The 22,982-nt window shown below is 72.2% G+C and carries 20 protein-coding genes and 2 riboswitches; of the genes, 10 read left to right on the forward strand and 10 right to left on the reverse strand.

Annotated elements, in window-relative coordinates; genetic code table 11:
• Nucleotides 1–80: 80 nt before the first annotated feature.
• From RI138_RS28365 to RI138_RS28390, 6 genes are all read right to left on the reverse strand, one after another.
• Nucleotides 81–1,145 carry a lipoate--protein ligase family protein gene (locus tag RI138_RS28365; protein ID WP_311122165.1) on the reverse strand — a complete coding sequence of 355 codons (1,065 nt, stop codon included), beginning with the start codon at nt 1,143–1,145 and terminating at the stop codon, nt 81–83.
• A gap of 310 nt (nt 1,146–1,455) precedes the next feature.
• Nucleotides 1,456–2,265, reverse strand: a complete 810-nt coding sequence (locus tag RI138_RS28370) for an enoyl-CoA hydratase (protein ID WP_311122166.1) — start codon at nt 2,263–2,265, stop codon at nt 1,456–1,458.
• Nucleotides 2,262–3,188: a 3-hydroxyisobutyrate dehydrogenase gene (gene mmsB / locus RI138_RS28375; RefSeq protein WP_311122167.1), complete on the reverse strand. Its 927-nt coding sequence runs from the start codon at nt 3,186–3,188 to the stop codon at nt 2,262–2,264. Before mmsB ends, RI138_RS28370 begins: the two co-directional genes overlap by 4 nt.
• Nucleotides 3,185–4,252 carry an enoyl-CoA hydratase/isomerase family protein gene (locus RI138_RS28380; RefSeq protein ID WP_311122168.1) on the reverse strand — a complete coding sequence of 356 codons (1,068 nt, stop codon included), beginning with the start codon at nt 4,250–4,252 and terminating at the stop codon, nt 3,185–3,187. Before RI138_RS28380 ends, mmsB begins: the two co-directional genes overlap by 4 nt.
• Nucleotides 4,249–5,403: an acyl-CoA dehydrogenase family protein gene (locus RI138_RS28385; RefSeq protein WP_311122169.1), complete on the reverse strand. Its 1,155-nt coding sequence runs from the start codon at nt 5,401–5,403 to the stop codon at nt 4,249–4,251. Before RI138_RS28385 ends, RI138_RS28380 begins: the two co-directional genes overlap by 4 nt.
• Nucleotides 5,400–6,902, reverse strand: a complete 1,503-nt coding sequence (locus RI138_RS28390; RefSeq protein ID WP_311122170.1) for a CoA-acylating methylmalonate-semialdehyde dehydrogenase — start codon at nt 6,900–6,902, stop codon at nt 5,400–5,402. The genes RI138_RS28385 and RI138_RS28390 overlap by 4 nt, the downstream gene beginning before the upstream one ends.
• Before the next feature lie 225 nt (nt 6,903–7,127).
• Nucleotides 7,128–7,306: riboswitch (cobalamin riboswitch) on the reverse strand.
• Between the two features lie 141 nt (nt 7,307–7,447).
• Between RI138_RS28390 and cobF the strand changes: the two genes are divergently transcribed.
• Nucleotides 7,448–8,290 (forward strand): precorrin-6A synthase (deacetylating), encoded by an 843-nt coding sequence (cobF, locus tag RI138_RS28395; protein ID WP_311123042.1) that lies wholly within the window; start codon nt 7,448–7,450, stop codon nt 8,288–8,290.
• A 10-nt stretch (nt 8,291–8,300) separates the two neighbouring features.
• Here cobF and RI138_RS28400 read toward each other — a convergent pair whose 3' ends face one another.
• Nucleotides 8,301–8,498, reverse strand: a complete 198-nt coding sequence (locus tag RI138_RS28400) for a hypothetical protein (RefSeq protein ID WP_311122171.1) — start codon at nt 8,496–8,498, stop codon at nt 8,301–8,303.
• Nucleotides 8,499–8,719: 221 nt separating this feature from the next.
• Nucleotides 8,720–8,934: riboswitch (cobalamin riboswitch) on the forward strand.
• 164 nt (nt 8,935–9,098) lie between these two features.
• Here RI138_RS28400 and metE point away from each other — a divergent pair.
• Both metE and RI138_RS28410 read left to right on the forward strand, forming a co-directional pair.
• Nucleotides 9,099–11,423 (forward strand): 5-methyltetrahydropteroyltriglutamate--homocysteine S-methyltransferase, encoded by a 2,325-nt coding sequence (metE, locus tag RI138_RS28405; RefSeq protein WP_311122172.1) that lies wholly within the window; start codon nt 9,099–9,101, stop codon nt 11,421–11,423.
• Nucleotides 11,424–11,589: 166 nt separating this feature from the next.
• Nucleotides 11,590–12,555 carry an Imm49 family immunity protein gene (locus RI138_RS28410; RefSeq protein ID WP_311122173.1) on the forward strand — a complete coding sequence of 322 codons (966 nt, stop codon included), beginning with the start codon at nt 11,590–11,592 and terminating at the stop codon, nt 12,553–12,555.
• Nucleotides 12,556–12,609: 54 nt separating this feature from the next.
• Here RI138_RS28410 and RI138_RS32445 read toward each other — a convergent pair whose 3' ends face one another.
• Entirely contained in the window at nt 12,610–12,831 is a 222-nt protein-coding gene (locus tag RI138_RS32445; protein ID WP_398863915.1) for a hypothetical protein, read from the reverse strand.
• Between the two features lie 155 nt (nt 12,832–12,986).
• On the opposite strand from RI138_RS32445, the gene RI138_RS28420 reads away from it, so the two are divergent.
• Nucleotides 12,987–14,378, forward strand: coding sequence for a lysine N(6)-hydroxylase/L-ornithine N(5)-oxygenase family protein (locus RI138_RS28420; protein WP_311122174.1), 1,392 nt, complete (start codon nt 12,987–12,989; stop codon nt 14,376–14,378).
• Between the two features lie 63 nt (nt 14,379–14,441).
• Here the strand turns inward: RI138_RS28420 and RI138_RS28425 are convergent, their stop codons facing one another.
• Nucleotides 14,442–15,404, reverse strand: a complete 963-nt coding sequence (locus RI138_RS28425) for an electron transfer flavoprotein subunit alpha/FixB family protein (protein ID WP_311118477.1) — start codon at nt 15,402–15,404, stop codon at nt 14,442–14,444.
• Nucleotides 15,405–15,485: 81 nt separating this feature from the next.
• Nucleotides 15,486–16,271: an electron transfer flavoprotein subunit beta/FixA family protein gene (locus RI138_RS28430; protein ID WP_311118478.1), complete on the reverse strand. Its 786-nt coding sequence runs from the start codon at nt 16,269–16,271 to the stop codon at nt 15,486–15,488.
• A gap of 170 nt (nt 16,272–16,441) precedes the next feature.
• On the opposite strand from RI138_RS28430, the gene RI138_RS28435 reads away from it, so the two are divergent.
• The 6 genes from RI138_RS28435 to RI138_RS28460 all read left to right on the forward strand — a co-directional run bounded on the left by RI138_RS28435 (nt 16,442) and on the right by RI138_RS28460 (nt 22,972).
• Nucleotides 16,442–17,149 (forward strand): TetR family transcriptional regulator, encoded by a 708-nt coding sequence (locus tag RI138_RS28435; protein ID WP_311123043.1) that lies wholly within the window; start codon nt 16,442–16,444, stop codon nt 17,147–17,149.
• Between the two features lie 124 nt (nt 17,150–17,273).
• Nucleotides 17,274–17,642, forward strand: coding sequence for a Zn-ribbon domain-containing OB-fold protein (locus RI138_RS28440; RefSeq protein WP_311123044.1), 369 nt, complete (start codon nt 17,274–17,276; stop codon nt 17,640–17,642).
• Nucleotides 17,643–18,044: 402 nt separating this feature from the next.
• Nucleotides 18,045–19,919 carry a gamma-glutamyltransferase family protein gene (locus tag RI138_RS28445; RefSeq protein ID WP_311122175.1) on the forward strand — a complete coding sequence of 625 codons (1,875 nt, stop codon included), beginning with the start codon at nt 18,045–18,047 and terminating at the stop codon, nt 19,917–19,919.
• A gap of 58 nt (nt 19,920–19,977) precedes the next feature.
• Nucleotides 19,978–20,823: an inositol monophosphatase family protein gene (locus tag RI138_RS28450; RefSeq protein ID WP_311122176.1), complete on the forward strand. Its 846-nt coding sequence runs from the start codon at nt 19,978–19,980 to the stop codon at nt 20,821–20,823.
• A gap of 148 nt (nt 20,824–20,971) precedes the next feature.
• Entirely contained in the window at nt 20,972–22,390 is a 1,419-nt protein-coding gene (locus RI138_RS28455; RefSeq protein WP_311122177.1) for a phytoene desaturase family protein, read from the forward strand.
• A gap of 45 nt (nt 22,391–22,435) precedes the next feature.
• Nucleotides 22,436–22,972, forward strand: coding sequence for an O-acetyl-ADP-ribose deacetylase (locus RI138_RS28460; protein WP_096628349.1), 537 nt, complete (start codon nt 22,436–22,438; stop codon nt 22,970–22,972).
• Nucleotides 22,973–22,982: the final 10 nt, after the last annotated feature.

Consider the following 22,982-nt stretch of genomic DNA (forward strand, 5'->3'; position numbering starts at 1 on the left):
GAAGGTCAGCGCGGGCTTTCACGCCGGGGTGCAGGCGTCCTGGGCATCGGTGTTCATGCCCTGCGCGCCGGGGGCCTTCGTTACGGCACCCGGGCCGTCCACTCGGGCGAACCGAACTTGGTCCGTACGAGCTCCTCGGCGCGGGCCAGCTCGGCGTCCGTCACGCCGCCCGTGGTCAGCCCGTGCCGCTTGCGGAAGGAGCCGATCATGCGCTCGATCACCGCCTGGCGGGGTAGCCCCGTCTGCCGCCGCAGCGGGTCGACGCGCTTCTTCGCGGACCGGGTGCCCTTGTCGGACAGCTTCTCCTTCCCGATCCGCAGCACCTCCAGCATCTTGTCGGCGTCGATGTCGTACGCCATCGTCACGTGGTGCAGCACCGCCCCCGGACCGCCGTCGGGCCCCACCACCCGCTTCTGCGCCGCCCCCGCGATCTTGCCGACCTCGGTGGCGATGTCGTTGAGCGGCTGGTACCAGGCCTTGATGCCCATGTCCGCGAGGGCTTCGAGCACCCAGTCGTCCAGATAGGCGTAGCTGTCGGCGAACGAGAGGCCCGACACCAGCGACTGCGGCACGGCCAGCGAGTAGGTGATGGTGGAGCTCGGCTCGGCGAACATCGCGCCACCGCCCGAGATCCGGCGCACGACGTTCACACCGTGCCGCTCCACACCCGCCGGGTCGACCTCGTTGCGCAGTGACTGGAAGCTGCCGATGATCACGGCGGGGGAGTCCCACTCCCAGACCCGCAGCGTCGGCGGACGGCGGCCCGCCGCCACCTCCGCGGTGATCACCTCGTCGAGCGCCATGTGCAGCGCGGGCGACTGCGGGGCCTCGTGGATCAGCTGCCAGTCGTAGTCGGACCACTCCGTGGCCCGCGCCAGCGCCCGTCGTACGGCGGTGGCGACGCCCTCCGCGCTCAGCCCGAGCATCACCGTGGATTCGGGCAGCGCCGCCTCGATCCGGGCCGCCAGCCCGGCCGTGTCGGTGTTGGCCGGGGCACCCTCCAGGGCCGCGTCGATCGCGAGGATCGCCTCGTCGGGTTCGAGGAAGAAGTCCCCGGCGACGCGGACGTTCCGCAGCGCCCCGCCCTCGACGTCCAGGTCCACCACGACCAGCTTGCCGCCGGGAACCTTGTACTCACCGTGCACCGTGCTGCCTCCAGCTTCGTCTAAGAGGGCCCGGTTCGACGGATGAGCCGGACACAACTGGATGTAACGCGCATCGGGGCGCGGATCATCCCGCGCGGACGACGGTCAGGCGCCCTCAGTCCTCCGCCGCCGGACCCGGCAGCGCCGCCAGTACCCGATGCAGCCCGTCGGCGGGCAGCCTGCCGCCCCGCGCCACCTCGGCGGAACCGCCGCCGCCCGCCAGGTCTCCCGCCGGCCGTCGACCCCGACCGGCGCACGCACGTTCCGCATCCGGTGGTGGCCGACGGCCGGTCCGCACCGCCTGCGCGGATCAGCGGTGGGCGAACTCCGCGGGCCGCTTCTCGGTGAACGCCTTCATGCCCTCCTTCTGGTCGTCCGTCGCGAACACCGCGTGGAACAGGCGGCGTTCGAAGCGGACGCCCTCGGCGAGCGTCGTCTCGAAGGCCCGGTTGACTGCCTCCTTCGCCATCATCGCGACGGGCGCCGACATCCCGGCGACCGTGCCCGCGACAGCGAGCGCCTTCTCCAGCAGGTCCGCGTCCGGGACGATCCGGGAGACCAGACCGGCCCGCTCGGCCTCCTCGGCGTCCATGTTCCGGCCGGTCAGACAGAGGTCCATCGCCTTGGCCTTGCCGACCGCCCGGGTCAGTCGCTGGGAGCCGCCGATGCCGGGGATCACGCCGAGGCGGATCTCCGGCTGTCCGAAGACGGCGGTGTCCGAGGCGATCACCAGGTCGCACAGCATGGCCAACTCGCAGCCGCCGCCCAGGGCGTAGCCCCGTACGGCGGCGACCGTGGGCGTACGGAGGTGGCCGAGCCGGTCCCAGGCGGTGAACCAGTCGCTGAGGTACATGTCCAGGTAGCTCCGCGGCTGCATCTCCTTGATGTCCGCCCCGGCCGCGAACGCCTTGTTCCCGCTGCCTGTGATGATGATGCAGCCGACGTCAGGGTCGCGGTCCAGCGCCTCGGTCGCCTCCACCGTCTCCCGCATGACGTCCAGGCTCAGCGCGTTGAGCGCCTTGGGGCGGTTCAGGGTGAGCAGGGCGGTTCGGCCCCGGCGCTCGACGAGGATGGTGTCGTACGGGCCCGGGACGGACGTGCTCTCGTTGTTCTCGCTCACGGGGTGGCGCCCTTCTCTGTATCGGTGGTGGTCGAGGAAGCGGCCCGGATGGCCCGGACGATGCCGGAGAAGTCCTGGTCCGCCCCGCTGCCTTCGGCGAAGCGCGCGTACAACTCGGCAGCCCTGAGGCCAAGTTCGGCGTCGACACCGCCCGCGCGCACCGCGTTGGCGGCCAGCCCGAGGTCCTTCGCCATCAGCGGTGCCGCGAATCCGGGGCGGTAGTCGCGGTTGGCCGGGCTGCCGGGGACGGGGCCGGGGACCGGGCAGTTGACGGTGAGCGCCCAGCACTGGCCGGAGGCCGCCGACGCCACGTCGTACAGCGCCTGGTCGGAGAGGCCGAGGCTTTCGGCGAGCACGAACGCCTCGCTGACGGCGATCATCGAGACGCCGAGGATCATGTTGTTGCAGATCTTCGCCGCCTGTCCGGCGCCCGCCGCCCCGCAGTGCACCGCCTTCTCGCCCATCACCCACAGCAGCGGCCCGGCCTCCGTGAACGCGGCCTTCTCACCCCCGGCCATGAAGGTGAGGGTGCCCGCCTCAGCCCCCACCACCCCGCCGGAGACCGGGGCGTCCAGCGAGCGGTGACCGGCCGCCGCGGCCGCCGCGTGGGCGGCGCGGGAGTCGGCCACGTCGATGGTCGAGCAGTCGACGAACAGCGTGCCGGGGCGGGCCGCTTCGAGCAGCCCCTCCTGCCCGTACAGGGAGAGCACATGGCGTCCGGCGGGCAGCATGGTCATCACCACGTCGGCCACCGCGGCCGCTTCGGCGGCGGACTTCGCCCGCTCCACCCCGCTCTCCACGGCGGCCGCCAGACACGTTTCGACGAGGTCGTGGCCGAGCACGCGGTGCCCGGCCCGGACGAGGTTGGCGGCCATCGGGGCGCCCATGTGGCCCAGCCCGACGAAGGCGACAGTGGTGGTCACCAGGGCACCTCCTGCGGTGAGTCGTCTGCGGTGAGGGACAGTTCCTCGCCGCCGGTCGGTGCGAAGTACCGGGCCACGTCCGCGTCCGTGACCTCCACGAGCCTCCCCGGGGTCCAGCGGGGGTCGCGGTCCTTGTCGATCACCTGGGCCCGGATGCCCTCCACCAGGTCGGGGGAGGTCAGGGCCGCGTACGAGACGCGGTACTCCTGCTCCAGCACCCTTTCCAGCGGCCCGAGTTCGCGTGCCCGGCGCAGCGCGGCGAGGGTGACCTTCAGCGCGGTCGGCGAACGGCCCAGGATCGTGGCGGCCGCCTCACCGGCCGCCGGGGCATCGGACACGAGCAGCCGCTCCACGATCTCCTCGACTGTGTCGGCGGCGTAACAGTGGTCGATCCAGAACCGGTTGGCCCCCAGTACGCCGGGCGGTGCGTCATGGACGTGCCGGTGCAGCACCGCCGCCGGGGCCTCCGTCCGCAGTTCGGCGAGGAACGCGGGCAGGCCCTCCTGCGGTACGAAGTGGTCGGCCAGCCCGCACAGCAGCGCGTCCCCGGCCCCCACCGCCGCACCGGTCAGGGCGAGATGGGTGCCCAGCTCCCCGGGGGCCAGCGCCAGCAGATACGTGCCGCCGACGTCCGGCACGAAGCCGATCCCGGTCTCCGGCATGGCCACCTTCGACCGCTCGGTGACGACGCGTACGCTGCCGTGCGCCGAGACGCCGACACCGCCGCCCATCACGATGCCGTCCATGACCGCCACATACGGCTTGGGATAGCGGGCGATCCGGGCGTTGAGCCGGTACTCGTCGCGCCAGAACGCGGCCGACGCCCTGCCGCCCGCCCGCGCGTCGTCGTAGATGGACCGGATGTCGCCGCCCGCGCACAGGCCGCGCTCCCCGGCCCCGGTGATGACGACGGCCGCCACCTCGGGGTCGTGCTCCCAGCGGTCGAGCGCCGCCGCGATCGTCTCCACCATATGGTGGGTGAGGGCGTTGAGCGCCTTGGGGCGGTTCAGGGTGAGCACCCCCGTACGCCCCTCGACGCTCACCCGTACGAGCGCCTCGGTCATCGCAGGCCTCCCGTCAGGCTCCTGGCCACCACGACGCGCATGATCTCGTTGGTCCCTTCCAGGATCTGGTGGACCCGCAGGTCCCGGACGATCTTCTCGATGCCGTACTCGGCCAGATAGCCGTAGCCGCCGTGGAGTTGGAGCGCCCGGTCGGCCACCGAGTAGCCGGTGTCGGTCGCGAAGTGCTTGGCCATCGCGCACAGCTGCGGGGCACCGGCCACGTTCCGGTCCAGCGCCTCGGCCGCCTGCCGCACCAGGGCCCGGGCGGCGGCCAGTTCGGTCGCCATGTCGGCCAGCCGGAACCGAAGCGCCTGGGCGTCCAGCAGCCTGGCACCGAACGCCTCCCGGTCCGCCAGGTGGGACACACTGCGGTCCAGGGCGCTCTGCGCACCACCCAACGAGCAGGCGGCGATACCGAGTCGGCCGCCGTTGAGCCCGTTCATCGCGATGCGGAAGCCGCCGCCCTCCTCGCCGAGCATCCGGCCCGCGGGGATGCGCACCCCGTCCATCAGGACCTGCCGGGTGGGCTGCGCGTTCCACCCCATCTTCCTCTCGTCGGCCCCGAACGACAGCCCGGAGTCGTCCCGTTCGACGAGGAAGGCGGAGATGCCGCGCGGCCCGGCCTCGCCGGTGCGGGCGAGCACGATGTACAGGTGCGAGGCGCCCGCCCCGGAGATGAACTGCTTCGTGCCCGTCAGCACGTAGTGGTCGCCGTCGCGCACCGCGCGGGTGCTCAGCGCGGCGGCGTCGGAGCCCGCGCCCGGCTCGGTGAGGCAGTAACTGCCCAGCTGCTCCATGGCGCAGAGCGCGGGCAGGTAGCGGCCCCGCTGGGCCCCGGTGCCGTACCGGTCGATCATCCAGCCGACCATGTTGTGGATCGACAGATAGCCCGCGATGGACGGGCAGCCGGTGGCCAGGGCTTCGAAGACGAGGACCCCGTCGGAGCGGGACAGCTCCGACCCGCCGACGTCCTCCCGTACGTAGACGCCGCCGAGGCCGAGCCCCGCCGCCTTGCGCAGCACGTCGACGGGGAAGTGCTTGTCCTGGTCCCAAGCCACCGCGTGCGGGGCCAGATGTTCCTGGGCGAAGTCCAGGGTCGTTTCGACGACGGCGAGCTGGTCGTCGGTGAGGAGCGTGGTCACGGCGCTCACCCCATGGTCGGAATCGTGAAGCTCGCGCCGTCCCGGACACCCGAGGCGGGCCAGCGCGAAGTGACGGTCTTCGTACGGGTGCAGAAGCGGATGGCGTCCGGCCCGTGCTGGTTCAGGTCCCCGAAACCGGACCGCTTCCAGCCGCCGAACGTGTGGTACGCCACCGGCACCGGGATCGGCACGTTGACGCCGACCATGCCCGTGTCGACGCGCCGGGTGAAGTCGCGGGCGGTGTCGCCGTCGCGGGTGAAGAGTGCTACGCCGTTGCCGTACGGGTGCTCCGAGGGCAGCCGCAGCGCCTCCTCGTAATCGGCGGCCCGGACCACGGACACCACCGGGCCGAAGATCTCCTCCTGGTAGATCCGCATGTCCGGGGTGACCCGGTCGAAGAGGGAAGCGCCCGCGAAGAACCCCTGCTCGTGTCCCTCCAGGGTGAAGTGGCGGCCGTCCACGACCAGTTCGGCGCCCTCCTCGACGCCCAGGTCGACATAGCCGCGCACCCGGTCCACCGCGTCGCGGCCCACCAGCGGACCGAAGTCGGCGTCCGGGTCGTCCGAGCGGCCGATCCGCAGCTCCGCGATCCGCTCGGTGAGCCTGGCCACCAGCGCGTCGGCGGTGGCCTCGCCGACCGGCACGGCCACCGAGATCGCCATGCACCGCTCGCCCGCCGAGCCGTAACCGGCGCCGATCAGCGCGTCCACCGCCTGGTCCAGATCGGCGTCCGGCATCACGATCATGTGGTTCTTCGCCCCGCCGAAGCACTGCGCGCGCTTCCCGTGAGCGGCGGCCGTGGCGTAGATGTGCGCGGCGACCGGCGTCGAGCCGACGAAGCCGAGCGCCTTGACGCGCGGGTCCTCCAGCAGAGTGTCCACGGCCTCCTTGCCGCCGTTGACGACGTTCAGGACGCCGGGCGGAAGGCCCGCCTCCAGGAAGAGCTCGGCCAGCCGCAGCGGCACCGAGGGGTCCCGCTCCGAGGGCTTCAGGATGAAGGCGTTGCCGCAGGCCAGAGCGGGTGCGGCCTTCCACAGCGGGATCATTGCCGGGAAGTTGAACGGGGTGATGCCCGCCACCACGCCGAGCGGGCCGCGCAGTGAGTGGACGTCGATCCCGGCGCCCGCGTTGTCGCTGAACTCGCCCTTCAGCAGATGCGGGACACCGGCCGCGAACTCCACGACATCCAGCCCGCGCGCGATGTCGCCGTGCGCGTCGGCGACGGTCTTGCCGTGCTCGGAGGAGAGCAGCCGGGCCAAGGAGTCCTTCTCCTTCTCGACGAGCCGGAGGAAGCGCAGCAGCACGCGGGCGCGGCGCTGCGGGTTCCACTCGCCCCACTCGCGCTGGGCCCCGACGGCGTCGGCGATCGCCGACTCGGTCTCGGACCGGTCGGCCAGGGGGACCCGGGCCTGGACCCGGCCGGTGTTGGGGTCGTGGACATCGCCGTAGGCGCCCGAGGTGCCGGACGTGTGCTTGCCGCCGATGAAATGGGTGAGTTCGCGGACCATGGAAGCCTGCTCTCGTCGATGAGATCGTCAGGTGAGATCCGGGGATGGCGCACGGGCCCGCCTCCACCCGGCGCACCGGTCGGGTGCGCGCGGACGCGGAAGGGCGCGCCGTCGGGGACGCGAAGGGCGGGGGCCGTCAGGGAGCGGGGAGAACCGCTCGCCGGGACGGGCCTGCGGGGCCGTGGGTGCGGACCGGTGCCATGCGTGCTGCTCCATCCTCGTGGAAACACGGAACATCCCGCGGCCGGTATCCTGACTCCCGGATCAGCGCGCGTCCCCTTGCCTTCCCGACGGCTCCTTCGCCGCCAGTGGCGTGTCCTGCGAGGACGAACTCCCCGGTCACAGTGGCGGGACCGTGCCGGAATCACACCGGCTTCCCTGACACCACGGGCCTTCGGAGCACTCGGCTGCATGCCGGGCACCCACTGCCCCGAACATATAGTTGGACGTCCTAGTAAGTCCACCCCGCCCGGGGTGTGGCTGGTGGATCACGGCCCGGTCCGCGACGCCTGGCATGATCGGCAGACATGGCAGACACGGCTGATATCAGCGAGGCACCACGGCACGTTCTCGTCATCGGCATGGGCGCCGGTGACCCCGACCATCTGACCCTCGCCGCGGTGAAGGCCATGCGCCGGGCCGATGTGTTCTTCGTCCTCGGCAAGGGCCGCGAGAAGGAGTCCCTGACCCGGCTGCGGCGCGACATCCTCGACGAGCACCTCACCGGCCCCTACCGGGTCGTGGAGGCCGAGGACCCGTGGCGCGACCGCACCCAGGACGACGGTGCGCGCTACGCCTCGGCCGTGCACGACTGGCGCCGCCGCCGCGCCGACATCTGCGAACGCCTGATCATCGAGGAGCTCGCGCCGGGGGAGTGCGGGGCCTTCCTGGTGTGGGGCGACCCGTCCCTGTACGACAGCACGCTCGCGATCCTGGCGGACATCCGGGGCCGCGGCACGGTGAATTTCGGCCATGAGGTGATCCCCGGCATCAGCAGCGTCTCCGCCCTCGCCGCCCGGCACCGCGTCACCCTGAACCGGGTCGGCCGCCCCATCCGCATCACCCCCGGTAGACGGCTCGCCCAGGGCTTCCCCGAGGACGACGGCGACATCGTGGTGATGCTCGACGGCCACGAGACCTTCACCCATCTGACGGGCAGGGGTCTGTGGATCCACTGGGGTGCGTACCTCGGCACCCCCGACGAGATCCTGGTCTCCGGCCCGCTCGACGAGGTCGCCGGCCGGATCAGCCGGCTGCGCGCGGAGGCCCGCGAGCGGCACGGCTGGATCATGGACACCTACCTGCTGCGGCAGGGGCGGGACGAGGCGGAAGGGGCGGGCCGCCCGGCGGAAGGCGCGGACGGCTCTGGGGGCGGCCCGCTCGGCTGACCGGCCGGCGTCAGCGCCGGGACTCGTGTTCCCGGATGACGCCCAGCCCGTGGCCGAGGCTCGGGCACTCGGCGCTCAGGTCGTCACCCCGCACCAGGTAGTTGTGCACCCGGCCGTCCGCCGGCCGCTCGATCGCGCGGTACTGCGTGCCGTTCACGGTGATCGTCCAGTCGTCGCCGTCCTGGGCCCACCCAACTGTCTTCTTCATATGGCGTTTTCCGTTCCTCGGTCGGCCCCGCCGGGGGTCGGCGGGCCGTGTAGTGGGAAGAAGAACGGCTTTTGACGCTCTGTGGTTCCGCCTTTCCTACGCCATTCGGTTACATCTGGGTCTCCGCCCCCGCACACCCAGAGGGGGCTTATTCGGGCACCCGTGTCTCACCTCACCGTTCGAAGTGTGAACAACGGTGTGCGCCCGGCGGTCTCCCCCTTAGGGTGACCGGTGCAGCTGGTTCGCCCTGTCCGCCAGGCAGGGAGTCGTAAGAGGGAACCCGGTGGGAATCCGGGACTGCCCCGCAGCGGTGAGTGGGAACGACCGCCGTCATACGCACTGGGCCCGGCCGGGTCTGGGAAGCGACGGCCAGTAGGTGTCTGCCCCGGCAGGCGTGCCCGCGAGTCCGAAGACCTGCCCGTTGCCCGCACGTGACCGTTCGCGTGCGGAGTTCCCGGTGACCTCGTGGGCGGGTCGGCGTAACCGTCAGGCGGACGGACACGGTCCAGTGTGTCCTGCTCTCCGCCCGATGCGTCACCCCTTCGTGTCCGCGTCCCGTCCCGGGATCAGCAAGCAGCCACGCTCGCGAAGGAGAGTCACGTGACAGCGAAGCCCGCAGCCGCGGCAGCACGGGCCACCGTGTACGGCTACCCCCGCCAGGGTCGGAACCGTGAACTGAAGAAGGCCATCGAGGGCTACTGGAAGGGCCGCGTCGACGCGGACACCCTCCGGCGGACCGCCGCCGAACTGCGCCGGGGAACCTGGCGGCAGCTCGCCGAGGCCGGAGTCCACGAGGTGCCGACCGGTGATTTCTCGTACTACGACCATGTTCTGGACACCAGCGTCATGGTCGGCGCTGTCCCCGCGCGGCACCGCGACGCCGTCCGCTCCGACGCCCTCGACGGATACTTCGCCATGGCCCGCGGCACCCAGGACGTCGCGCCGCTGGAGATGACGAAGTGGTTCGACACCAACTACCACTACCTGGTGCCCGAGCTCGGGCCCGACACCGTGTTCACCGCCGACCCCGCCAAGCAGGTCGCCGAGTTCAAGGAAGCCCTCGCGCTCGGCCACACCCCGCGCCCGGTCCTCGTCGGCCCCGTCACCTACCTCCTGCTCGCCAAGGCGGCCCCCGGTGTCGCCGCCGGCTTCGAGCCGCTGACCCTGCTGGACCGGCTCCTCCCGGTGTACGCCGAAGTCCTCGCCGGCCTCCGCGCGGCGGGCGCCGCATGGGTGCAGCTGGACGAGCCCGCCCTCGTCCAGGACCGCACCCCCGCCGAACTGAACGCCGCCGCCCGCGCCTACCGCGAGCTGGGCGCACTCGCCGACCGGCCCAAGCTGCTGGTCGCCTCCTATTTCGGGCGGCTCGGCGACGCGCTGCCGGTCCTGGCCAAGGCCCCCGTCGACGGACTGGCGGTCGACTTCACCGAGTCCGGCGCGGGCAACCTCGACGATCTCGCGGCGGCGGGCGGCCTGCCCGGCAAGCGCCTGGTCGCGGGCGTCGTCAACGGCCGCAACATCTGGATCAACGACTACGAGAAGTCGCTCGCCACCCTCGGCACGCTTCTCGGCCTCGCCGACCGCGTCGACGTCTCCGCCTCCTGCTCCCTTCTCCACGTCCCGCTGGACGCGGACGCCGAGCGCGACATCGACCCGCAGATCGCCCGCTGGCTGGCCTTCGCCCGGCAGAAGACCGAGGAGATCGTGGTCCTGGCCCGCGGCCTGGCCGGCGGCACCGGCGCCATCGCGGCCGACCTGGCCGCCAACCGCGCCGACCTGGCCTCCCGCGCCGGGGCCGCGCTCACCCATGACCCGGCCGTCCGGGACCGTACGGCGGCCATCACCGGAGCCGACGGCCGCCGCTCCCAGCCGTACCCCGAGCGGGCCGCCGCCCAGCGCGCCCACCTCGGGCTGCCGCAGCTCCCGACCACCACCATCGGCTCGTTCCCGCAGACCACCGAACTGCGCACCGCCCGCGCGGACCTGCGGGCGGGCCGGATCGACGAGGCCGGGTACGAGGAGCGGATCAAGGACGAGATCCGCGAGGTCCTCTCCTTCCAGGAGAAAGCCGGGATCGACGTCCTTGTGCACGGCGAGCCCGAACGCAACGACATGGTCCAGTACTTCGCCGAGCAGCTCACCGGCTACCTCGCCACCCGGCACGGCTGGGTCCAGTCCTACGGCACCCGATACGTCCGCCCGCCGGTGCTCGCCGGGGACATCTCGCGGCCCGAGCCGATGACCGTGCGCTGGACCACCTACGCGCAGTCGCTGACCGAGCGCCCCGTCAAGGGCATGCTCACCGGCCCGGTCACCATGCTCGCCTGGTCCTTCGTCCGCGACGACCAGCCGCTCGGCGAAACCGCCCGCCAGGTGGCCCTCGCCCTCCGTGACGAGGTCAACGACCTGGAGGCGAGCGGCACTTCGGTTATCCAGGTCGACGAGCCCGCGCTCCGCGAGACGCTGCCGCTGCGGGCCGCCGAGCATGCCGCGTACCTGGAGTGGGCGACCGAGTCCTTCCGGCTCGCCACCGCCGGGGTACGGCCGGACACCCAGATCCACACCCACATGTGCTACGCGGAGTTCGGTGACATCGTCCAGGCCATCGACGACCTCGACGCCGACGTCATCAGCCTGGAGGCCGCCCGATCCCATATGCAGGTCGCCCGCGAACTCGCCGCCCACGGCTACCCGCGTGAGGCCGGGCCCGGCGTCTACGACATCCACTCCCCGCGCATCCCGAGCACCGAAGAGGCGGCGGCCCTGCTGCGCAAGGGACTTGAGGCCATCCCGGCCGAGCGGCTTTGGGTGAACCCCGACTGCGGCCTGAAGACCCGCGGCTGGCCCGAGACCCGGGCCTCCCTGGAGAACCTGGTCGCCGCCGCGCGGCAGATCCGCGCGGAGCTGCCCACCGAAGCGGCGTGATCCGCCCCGGGGCGGGAGCGGCCACCGCTGCTCCCGCCCCGGGACGTTCCCGTACGGCCGGTGAATGTCCGATCCCGCTGATGACGTTCCCGTGCGGGCCGGGGAATGTCCGAGCCCGCTGATAGCGTGCCGCTTCCGGATCGAAGATCACGAAAGGGCTGCGGACGTGCGGGAAGTGACGTGTCATGAGGTGGACGCCCGGCGCTTGGGCGAGGCGTCGGAGGGTATCGTCGGGCGCGCCGTGGGGCGGTGGCACTGGATGCGCTACGACGACCCGGCCCCGCGGCGCATGGCCGAAGCGGCCGACGAACTGCTCGACCACGTCGCCGCGCGCACCGCGCAGGGAGCCGCGCTCGACGATGTGGCCCGCTCCGCGCTGCGCACGGCGGCCGAGTGCCGCCTGGGGGAGTTGAGCGTCGGCTGCTACCCCGACGGCGACCAGGAGATCTTCTTCCCGCTGATCGGCGAGAAGCTCAGCACCGAGGACATATCCTTCAGCGCCGCCTTCGGCCACGCGGGGGCGCAGGCCCCCTCGGCCCGGACCTGGCTGGACACCTTCGCGATCTGCGTGGCCAGCGGCCTCGTATGGGACTGGCAGCGGGTCATCGGACTGCTGCTGCGGGACGACTACGCGCCCGAGATCCACGAAGGAGTGCCCTACTCCCCGCTCACCTCGGCATCGGACCCGGCGGACCTCGCCGCGATGGACACCCTGTGCCTCTATCTGACCCGGACGGAGGGCCACCAGCCCCGCCACTGGCCCACCGTGCCGCTGTGCAAGCCCGATGCCGACGAGCGGAAACAGGCAGCCGCCGCGCTGGACGCCGCAGGCACGCCGACCCCCGATCAGCACCTGCTGCGCGTGCTCCTCGACGACGAACAGCACGCATTCGAAGAGGTGTTGGCGGCCCGGCTCGGCACCTACCGGGAGAGCGTGGGGCCCCACCCCGCGCCGCGGAGCCTGCTGCCGCTCGACGCCCTCGCCCTGGCCGCTCTCGCCGTCCAGGCGCACGGATGGGAGCTCGGCGTACGCTCCGGCTATCTGCCGCCCGATCTGCTGGGAAGTCCCGATGCGATGCGGCGGGCCGCGGAGTCCCGCACCAACGACCTGGGCGGCTGGTACGCGAAGTAGCCCCCGTGGCCCGGCGCGGGTGACTGCCCTTCGCGCGCATGAAGTTAGGTTAGCCTAACCAGCAAACCCCCGGTGGTGGATCTTTCCGCTCCGACCGAAGGGCTTCGCCATGCCGCGTCCGGGCTCACCGGTGAACCGGTCCTGGTCGTCGCCACCGTCCGCCGCACCCTGCTCGCCGGAGGTCGTGCCGTGCTCGGCCGGGCCGTCGCGGAGGACGGCGACGGCCGCCGTCGCCTGTGGCTCAAGGCCGCGCTGCCGCACCCGAAACGCCACCACGGCCGAACTGCTGCCGCTCCTCGACCTTGTGACGACCGCGGCGGAGCGTGCCGCGGCCGAAGGGACAGCGGACGGAGATGGCGGGGCCCCGGTGACGGAAAGACTGCCGCCATGACGTTGTTGACGAAGCGCACGAACCCTGTGGGAGGAACCCGATGACGTCCGGACCGCGAACGCCACCGCTCGATCTGCTCGGAGTGGGCGCAGGGCCTTTCAACCTCTCCCTGGCCGCGCTCGCCGACGGCGTACCCGGTCTGCGCGGCGCCTTCTACGAACAGCGCCCCGCGTTCCACTGGCACCCCGGGCTGCTCATCGAGGGGGCCACGCTCCAAGTTCCCTTCCTGGCCGACCTGGTGAGCCTCATAGAGCCCACCAGCCCCTGGTCCTACCTCAATTACGTCAAGATCCGCCGCAGGCTCTTCCCGTTCTACTTCGCCGAGAGCTTCCACATCCACCGCTCCGAGTTCGACAACTACCTGCGCTGGGTGAGCGCGGAACTCCCCTCCACCCGCTTCGGGCACCGCGTGGACACGGTGGCCTGGGATGCCGGACAGGGCGCGTTCGCCGTGGAGTTCACCCGGCTCGGCCCGGACGGTGAGATGTCCTCTTCCGGGTTGGCCCATGCCCGTAACCTCGCTCTCGGCGTCGGGACCGCCCCGTACGTCCCCGAGCCGCTGCGGGCCCTGGCCCAGGATGCGGCGGCCCTCGTCTGTCACTCGGCGGACTATCTGGGCCGGCGGGACCGGCTGCTGGCCGCCCGGCACATCACCGTCGTCGGCTCCGGGCAGTCGGGTGCCGAAGTCCTGCTGGATCTGCTGCGTTCCCGGCCCGACGGGGCGGAGGGACTGACCTGGCTGGCCCGGACCCCGGCGTTCGCGCCCATGGAGTACAGCAAGATCGGCCTGGAGCAGTTCACCCCCGACTACACCCGCTACTTCCACGGACTCCCGCAGGCCACCCGGGACCGGCTCCTGCCTCGTCAATGGCAGCTCTACAAGGGCGTCAGCGGGGACACCCTCGGGGACATCCACGACGAGCTCTACCGGCGCAGCCTCGGAGGCGACTGGCCCGACGTCACCCTCACCCCCGGCATCGAGGTCACCGGTGCGGCGGTCACCGACGCCGGGCGCGTCGAACTGAGCGTCGAGCACGGCCAGCAGGGGGCCCGGGGCCGCCTCACCACCGACGCGGTCGTCCTCGCCACCGGCTACCGGGAGCGCCCCGTGGACACGCTGCTCGCCGCCCTCGACCCGTACCTCGTCCGGGACGGCGCAGGCCGCCCCGAGGTCGATGAGGCCCAACGGCTCGTCCTCGCCCCGGAGATCGCGGGTTCCGTCTTCGTGCAGAACGCCGAACGGCACACCCACGGGGTCGGGGCGCCAGATCTGGGCCTGGCCGCCTGGCGCTCCGCCGTGATCGTCAACGCCCTCACGGGCAAGGAGACCTATCCGCTGCCGGACAGGACGGCCTTCACCACCTTCGGCCTGGAGGGCGTCTCGCGCGACCGTAGGGGGGCGCCTCGCCGCTCCGCCGGAGAACGGCTGTAACGGCTCTGGGCCGCGCGGTGGGTTCACCGTGCGGCCCAGAGGCGGGGTATGCCTGCCCGGGGATCAGCCCTTGCGGGTGTTGATCTCCTCGGTCAGCTGCGGAACGACGGTGAAGAGGTCACCCACGACGCCGTAGTCGACGAGGTCGAAGATCGGGGCCTCGGCGTCCTTGTTGATCGCGACGATCGTCTTCGAGGTCTGCATCCCCGCCCGGTGCTGGATCGCCCCCGAGATACCCGAGGCGATATACAGCTGAGGAGAGACCGACTTACCGGTCTGGCCGACCTGGGAGGTGTGCGGATACCAGCCCGCGTCCACCGCCGCACGCGACGCACCCACCGCGGCACCCAGAGAGTCCGCGAGCGCCTCGATCAGCGGGAAGTTCTCCGCACCGTTGACCCCACGCCCACCGGACACCACGATCGCCGCCTCCGTCAGCTCCGGGCGCCCCGTCGACTCACGCGGCGTACGCGCGGTGACCTTCGTCCCCCGGGCCGCCTCACCGAACGACACCGCCAGCGCCTGGACCGCACCAGCCGCGGCAACAGGCTCGACCGCCGCCGAGTTCGGCTTCACCGTGATCACCGGAACACCCCTGGAAACCCGGGACCTGGTCGTGTACGAAGCGGCGAACACCGCCTGCGTCGCGACCGGACCCTCCTCACCGGCCTCCAGATCCGTGGCATCGGTGATGACGCCCGAACCGACCCGCACCGCGAGACGAGCGGCGATCTCCTTGCCCTCGGCCGAGGACACCACCAGCACCGCCACCGGCGAGACCGCCTCGAACGCCGCCTGCAACGCATCCACCTTCGGAACCACCAGGTACTCGGCGAACTCCGGCGCATCCGCCGTCAGAACCCTCACCGCACCGTGCTCACCCAGCACCCCCGCGGTCGCCTCCGCACCAGCACCCAACGCCACCGCGACCGGATCACCGATCCGACGAGCCAGCGTCAACAGCTCCAGCGTGGGCTTGCGGACCGCACCGTCCACATGATCGACAAGAACAAGAACTTCAGCCATGACAACGCACTCCAGACGAGAACAGAAGAAGAGAAGGACGGATCGGGAACGGACAGCCCGTGCCGGGCCGGGGAACGCGGACTAGATGAACTTCTGACCCGCGAGGAACTCGGCAAGCTGCCTGCCGCCCTCACCCTCGTCCTTCACGATCGTGCCCGCCGTACGCGCCGGACGCTCCGTCGCGGAATCCACCGCCGTCCACGCACCCGCCAGACCCACCTCGTCCGCCTCCAGACCCAGATCATCCAGATCCAGCGACTGAACCGGCTTCTTCTTCGCCGCCATGATCCCCTTGAACGACGGGTAACGCGCCTCACCCGACTGATCGGTCACCGACACCACCGCCGGAAGCGACGCCTCAAGACGCTCCGTGGCCGTGTCACCGTCACGCCGCCCGGTCACCACACCCCCGCTCACCGCCACCTCCGACAACAGCGTCACCTGCGGCACACCCAGACGCTCCGCCAGCAACGCCGGCAGCACACCCATCACACCGTCCGTCGACGCCATCCCGCAGATCACCAGGTCATACCCGGTCTTCTCCACGGCCTTCGCCAGCACCAGCGACGTCCCCATCACATCCGTACCGTGCAGATCGTCGTCCTCGACGTGAACCGCCCTGTCCGCACCCATCGACAACGCCTTGCGCAACGCGTCCTTGGCATCCTCCGGACCCACCGTCACCACGGTGATCTCCGCATCGTCCGCCTCGTCCGCGATCTGCAACGCCTGCTCGACCGCGTACTCGTCCAGCTCCGACAACAGACCGTCGACATCCTCACGATCCAACGTCAGGTCATCGGCGAAACGCCGGTCACCGGACGCGTCGGGCACGTACTTCACACAGACAACGATCCTCAAGCTCACGCCGGCTCTCCTGCCTACCTGGGTGTGGTCCCACCTGGGTGTGGTTCGTAGTAGTGAAGAGATTATGGCACTCAGTACCCTCTGTAAAGGGTACCCAGTGCCAAAAGTGTTCTCGCGGTGCTACGTTTCGCCGCATGAGCGAGGCACGAGGACCCGAGAAGAAGGCACCCATGCGGGAGGCGCTCGCACAGGCGGCTTTCCAGCTCTTCCTGGAGCGGGGATTCGAGCGGACGACGGTCGACGACATCGTGGCGCGGGCCGGGGTGGGGCGGCGGTCGTTCTTCCGCTACTTCCCCTCCAAGGAGGACGTCGTCTTCCCGGACCACGAACGCTGTCTCGCCGAGATGACCGAGTTCCTGGCCGCGGTCGACGACGGCGACCCGGTCGGCGCGGTGTGCGACGCGGCGCGGATCGTGCTGCGGATGTACGCGGCCAACCCCGAGTTCTCCGTACAGCGCTACCGGCTCACCCGGGAGGTGCCGGGGCTGCGGACGTACGAACTGTCCGTGGTGCGCCGCTACGAACAGACCCTCGCGGGGCATCTGCGCGGCCGGTTCGGGGCGGGCGGCGACGGGGAGCTGCGGGCCGAGGTGATCGCCGCGTCCGTCGTCGCCGCGCACAACAACGGGCTGCGGCTCTGGCTGCGTTCGGGCGGCGCGGGGGACCCCGAGGCGGCCGTCGACCGCGCTCTCGCGATGGTGCGGGAGGTGTGGGGGCGGCCCGCCGGTCCCGCTCCGGCCGCAGCGTCCGACGGGGCCGGGGTCGGGCTCGCGGCCGTGGCCTCCGCCGACGGTGAGGTCATCGTGATGGTGGCGCAGAAGGGCGCGCCCATGTGGCGCGTGGTCCAGCAGATCGAGGACGCCGTCGGCAAGAACTGAGCATCAATCGGCACTCAGTGCCTTTACGGTCCGGCACTCAGTGCCATATGGTGCGGACGCGCCGACAGCCAGGTGCGGCGCGTCCGAGTCGAGCGCAGGGGGTCGAGCCGTGTCTCAGACAGGAATGGGCACCGTCCAGAAGGCGCACGAGGAGTGCGGCCTTTCCTACCACCGCTGCCGCTGGTGCGGCACCGCCTCCTTCCGGCGGCTGCTGTGCCCGGTGTGCGCGTCGAGCGAACTGGAGCCTGAACGCACGACCGGCCACGGAGTGGTCGTCCGGACCGCGGTGGTCCACCGCTACACCGAGGCGGCGCGCAATGAATCCCTGGTGCGGTTCGCCGAGGGCTTCGTCTTCCGCTGCCGGATCGTCGGGGCGGCTCCGCATCTGGTGACGGTCGGCGCACGCGTCCGGCCCGTCTCCGGGGACGAGCCGGAGACGGGTGAAGTGGTGCTGGAACTCTGCGAGCCGCCCGCCCTGCGCGACTGGGCCTGAGTCATCCCGGCCGTTTGGTCAGCCGAGGCGCTTCCGTAGTCCGTCCGTCAACGGATCGGAGCAGAGCGGATTCTGACTGGCGGTCAAGTGCTGGTCGGTGATGAGGTACGGAGCCCAGGGCTCGCCCTCCTGGAAGTCCGCGCCGAGCTCCACCAGCCGGTCCTGGAGCAGCCGCGGGGTCTTCTGGGCGAGCTCCCTGCGCTTCCGGCACGTCGGTCAGCCGGTCAGCCGGTCAGCCGGTCAGCCGGTACCCGGCGAACGCGTTCGTCCCGTCGGGGCCGGTGGCGGTCGGCAGGGCCGCCGGACCAAGGGTGACGCCTGCCTCGCCGCCGACACGGGGGTACGCTGCTCGTCCGGGGCAGCCGCCGGACGTATGTCCTGCAACGACCGGAAGGAACAGCCGTGTTCACCACTCGGCCCACCCTCCAGGGCACCTTCGGCATGGTGTCCTCCACCCACTGGCTGGCCTCCCAGTCCGCTATGGCGGTCCTGGAGGACGGCGGCAACGCCTACGACGCCGCAGTCGCCGCCGGGTTCGTCCTCCATGTCGTCGAACCGCACCTCAACGGCCCGGCCGGTGAGGTGCCGATGATCCTGGCGACCGGGGACGGGGAGGTCCGGGTGCTCTGCGGGCAGGGGCCCGCCCCGGCCCGGGCCACCGTCGCCCACTACCGTTCCCTCGGCCTCGGCCTGGTCCCCGGCACCGGGCCGCTCGCCGCCGCCGTCCCCGGGGCCTTCGACGCCTGGATGCTGCTCCTGCGCGACCACGGCACCAAGGACCTGGCCGAGGTGCTGCGCTACGCGATCGGTTACGCCGAGGACGGCCACGCCCCCGTCGAGCGGGTCGGCGAGACCGTGGAGACCGTGCGTGAACTCTTCGAGAGCGAGTGGACCACCTCCGCCGCGATCTACCTCCCCGGCGGCCGCTCCCCGCGCCCCGGTGAGCTGTTCCGCAACCCCGCTCTGGGCGCCACCTGGCGCCGTCTGATCGACGAGGCCGAGAGAGCCGGGGGAGCGGACCGTACCGCGCGGATCGAAGCCGCCCGCGCGGTCTGGCGAGAGGGGTTCATCGCCGCGGCCCTTGTACGCCAAGCCGCCGTCCCTACCCTGGACACCAGCGGCGTCCGGCACACCGGCACCCTCACCGCCGCCGACCTGGCGGGCTGGTCCGCGTCCTACGAAGCCCCCGTCACCTACGACTGGAACGGCTGGACGCTGGCCAAGGCGGGCGGCTGGAGCCAGGGGCCCGCCTTCCTCCAGCAGCTCGCCCTCCTCCCGCCCGAGCTCCCGCCCCACGGCTCCGCCGACTACGTCCACCTGCTCGTCGAGGGCTGCAAGCTCGCCATGGCCGACCGCGAGGCCTGGTACGGGGATGCGGCCGACGTACCCCTGGAGGACCTGCTCTCCGAGCTGTACAACACCGCGCGCCGGGCGCTGATCACGGACACCGCATCGGTGGAGCTGCGCCCCGGCAGCCCCGGCGGCCGCCCCCCGGTCCTGGCCGCCCACGCCCGCGCGGTCGCCGCGGGGGAGCGGGGCGAGGCGGGGGCATCGGTCCCCGCCCCGGGCTCGGGCGAGCCCACGATGGCGCGGGGCGGTGCGGGCGCGGCCAACCGGGCCGGGCGCGCCGGTGCCCGCGACGGCGACCAGCTCGTCGCGCCCGACGGGTCCACCCGGGGCGACACCTGCCACCTCGACGTCGTCGACCGCTGGGGGAACATGGTGTCCGCCACGCCCAGCGGCGGCTGGCTCCAGTCCAACCCCGTCGTGCCCGAGCTGGGCTTCCCGCTGGGCACCCGGCTCCAGATGGCCTGGCTGGAGGAGGGCCTGCCCAACTCCCTGACGCCCGGCCGCCGTCCCCGTACCACCCTCACGCCCTCCCTCGCCCTGCGCGAGGGCGTCCCGGTCATGGCGTTCGGCACCCCCGGCGGCGACCAGCAGGACCAGTGGCAGGTCCACTTCTTCCTCTCCGTCGCCAGGCGGGCCCGGGTGCGCGGCGGGCTCGATCTCCAGGGCGCGATCGACGAACCGAACTGGCACAACGACTCCTTCCCCGGCTCCTTCCACCCGCGCCCCATGCACCCCGGCAGCGTCACCGTCGAGGGCCGCACGGACCCCGGGGTGGTCGCGGAACTGCGCCGCCGGGGCCATGACGTCACGGTCGGGGAACCCTGGTCCGAGGGGCGCCTGTGCGCGGTCGCCCGGGACCCGGAGACCGGCATCCTGTCCGCCGCCGCCAATCCGCGCGGCATGCAGGGGTACGCCGTCGGCCGCTGACCGGCCCCTTCGAGCGCCCGGCGGCCGGGGTGCCGGCGGCCCGTGATTGGGTGGAGCCATGATCGATGACTTCCTGTACGGAACCGCCGGGGACACCGGGCCGCTCGCCGACGTCGAGGCGGCCGTGCGCGCCGCGGCCGCCGCCGAGATCATGCCCCGGCACCGGCAGCTCGCCACCCACGACATCATCGAGAAGAACGGTCCGCACGACCTCGTCACCACGGCCGACCGACTGGCCGAGGAGCACCTGACGGCCTCCCTCACCAAGCTGCTCCCGGGGTCGGTCGTCGTCGGCGAGGAGTCCGTGCACGCCGACCCGTCCGTCTACGACGCACTCGGCGGCGACGCCCCCGTCTGGATCGTCGACCCGGTCGACGGCACCCGCCAGTTCGTGCGCGGCGAGGCCGGGTTCTGCACCCTCGTCGCCCTCGCCCAGCACGGCGAGATCCACGCCTCCTGGACGTACGCACCGGCCCTCGGCGAGATGGCCGTCGCCGTACGCGGCCGGGGCGCGACGCTCAACGGCGCGCCGATACGTTGCGGCTCCCCGGCCCCGGGCGCCGCGCTGACGGTGGCGACCTCCCACCCCGACTACACCACCGACGCCCAGAAGCGGGCCCTGCTCGGTCTGAACACCGACGACATCGCGCCCCGCCCCTGCGGTTCGGCGGGCCTGGAGTACCTCGCGGTGGCGCGGGGCGCCCTCGACGCCGTCGCGTTCAGCTGGGAGTACGCCTGGGACCACGCGGCGGGCCTGCTCCTGGTCGCCGAGGCGGGCGGCGCGCACACGACGCTGTCGGGCGTCCCGTTCCGGATCGCGGGCGGCAACGACCTGCCGTTCACCGCGGCCCGCGACGAGGCCACCGTCCTGCGGATTCTGACGGCGCTGCGGGCGGGCGGCTGACGGCAGCGGACCGGGGGCGACGGGGACCGGTCCGAGCGGGCGGGGGCGGGCCGTGCCGCCGGGCCCGGGCGAAGGGGCCCGGGTCCGGGTTGTCAGCGGGGCGGAATATCCTGGTGATCCGCCTGCCGGCCGACGAAGGAGTCCCAAGGTGCCGTCGATGCTCGATGCGGTCGTGGTGGGCGCAGGGCCCAACGGGCTGACCGCCGCAGCCGAATTGGCCCGCCGGGGCTTCTCGGTGGAGGTCCACGAGGCGCACGGCACCATCGGCGGGGGAGCCCGCACGGAGGAGCTGACGCTGCCGGGGTTCCGGCACGACCCGTGTTCCGCAGTCCACCCGCTCGGCATCGGTTCCCCCGCGTTCCGCGCGATGCCGTTGGACCGGCACGGCCTGGAGTGGCTGAACCCGGAGATCGATCTCGCCCACCCCTTCCCGGACGGTACCGCCGCAGCCCTCACCCGCTCCGTCGGCGAGAGCGCGATGACGCTGGGCCCCGCCGACGCCGGGGCCTACCGCCGTCTCGTCGCGCCCTTCGTCGGCCGCTGGGACTCCCTCGCCGCCGACTTCCTGCGCACCCCCTGGGACGGTCTGCCCCGCGACCCGTACCGACTGGCCCGCTTCGGTCTGCTCGGCCTCCAGCCCGCCACCTGGGTTTCCCGGCGCTTCCGGGGCGAGAAGGCGCGCGGCCTCTTCGCCGGTCTCGCCGCCCACGCCATCGCTCCCACCAGCGGACTCGCCACCTCGGCCATCGCGCTCGTCTTCGCGCTCGCCGCCCACGAGAACGGCTGGCCGGTGCCGCGCGGCGGTTCGCAGGCCATCTCCGACGCCCTCGCCTCCTACCTCCGCGAACAGGGCGGCACGATCCGCACCGGCAGCGAGGTCAAGCGCCTGGACGAGCTGCCGCCCGCCCGCGCGTACATCTTCGACACCTCGCCCTCCGCGCTCGCCCGCATCGCGGGCCTGGGCAGCGCCTACCACGGCTACCGCTACGGCGCCTCCGCCTTCAAGATCGACTACGCGCTGTCGGGTCCCGTCCCCTGGACCGCGCCCGAGGCCCGCCGCGCGGGCACCGTCCACATCGGCCCCACCGCCACCGCCATCGACGCGGCGCTGACGGCGGCCGTCGAGGGCCGCGACCCGAGCACCCCCTTCCTCATCACCGCCCAGCCCACCCTGACCGACCCTTCCCGGGCCCCCGAAGGACGCCATGTCTTCTGGGTGTACGGACATGTCCCGGCGGGCTGGGAGGGCGACGCCACCGAGGTCATCGAACGTCAACTGGAGCGCTTCGCCCCCGGGTTCCGCGATCTGGTGCTCGCCCGTGCGGTCGCCGGACCGCCCCAACTCGCCGCGCGCAACGCCAATTACATCGGCGGTGACATCGCCTGCGGGGCCTTCTCCGGCCTCCAGACCTTGATCCGGCCCAAGCTCGCCCGCGTCCCCTACGCCACCGCGCACCCCGCGGTGTTCCTCTGCTCCTCGGCCACCCCGCCCGGACCCGGGGTGCACGGCATGTCCGGCCACCACGCCGCCAAGGCCGTATGGCGACGGCTGCGGGCCGCTTCCTGACCCGACCGGGCGGCGAAGGCCCCCGGCGCGCGGCATGATGTGCGCATGAGCACCTCCGCTTCCCCCGCCGTACGTCTGGTCCGCGGCGACATCACCGATCAGTCAGTCGACGTCATCGTGAACGCGGCGAACTCCTCGCTGCTCGGCGGCGGCGGGGTCGACGGCGCGATCCACCGGCGCGGCGGCCCCGAGATCCTCGCCGCCTGCCGGGAACTGCGCGCCTCGCGCTACGGCAAGGGGCTTCCCACCGGCCAGGCCGTCGCCACCTCCGCCGGACGCCTTGACGCCCGATGGGTCGTGCACACCGTCGGGCCGGTCTTCTCCAGCGCCCAGGACCGCTCCGCGCTGCTCGCCTCCTGTTACCGTGAATCCCTGCGCCTGGCGGCCGAGTTGGGGGCCAAGACCATCGCGTTCCCGGCGATCTCCACCGGCATCTACGGCTGGCCGATGGACGACGGGGCCCGGATCGCCGTGCGCACGGTCCTGGCGGAGACGGTGGAACCGGTCGAGGAGGTGCGCTTCGTCCTCTTCGGCGCCCACGCGTACGCGGAGTTCGAGGAAGTCCTCGCGATGCGCGGCTGAGACGGGTGCG

This window comes from Streptomyces durocortorensis (assembly GCF_031760065.1).
Lineage (GTDB): Bacteria > Actinomycetota > Actinomycetes > Streptomycetales > Streptomycetaceae > Streptomyces.

Coding starts and splice junctions, on each gene's coding strand:
- RI138_RS28380 (WP_311122168.1), bottom strand. CDS start 4,252: ATGACCGAGGCGCTCGTACGGGTGAGCGTCGAGGGGCGTACGGGGGTG.
- RI138_RS28390 (WP_311122170.1), bottom strand. CDS start 6,902: ATGGTCCGCGAACTCACCCATTTCATCGGCGGCAAGCACACGTCCGGC.
- RI138_RS28400 (WP_311122171.1), bottom strand. CDS start 8,498: ATGAAGAAGACAGTTGGGTGGGCCCAGGACGGCGACGACTGGACGATC.
- RI138_RS28420 (WP_311122174.1), top strand. CDS start 12,987: ATGACGTCCGGACCGCGAACGCCACCGCTCGATCTGCTCGGAGTGGGC.
- RI138_RS28425 (WP_311118477.1), bottom strand. CDS start 15,404: ATGGCTGAAGTTCTTGTTCTTGTCGATCATGTGGACGGTGCGGTCCGC.
- RI138_RS28435 (WP_311123043.1), top strand. CDS start 16,442: ATGCGGGAGGCGCTCGCACAGGCGGCTTTCCAGCTCTTCCTGGAGCGG.
- RI138_RS28440 (WP_311123044.1), top strand. CDS start 17,274: ATGGGCACCGTCCAGAAGGCGCACGAGGAGTGCGGCCTTTCCTACCAC.
- RI138_RS28450 (WP_311122176.1), top strand. CDS start 19,978: ATGATCGATGACTTCCTGTACGGAACCGCCGGGGACACCGGGCCGCTC.
- RI138_RS28460 (WP_096628349.1), top strand. CDS start 22,436: ATGAGCACCTCCGCTTCCCCCGCCGTACGTCTGGTCCGCGGCGACATC.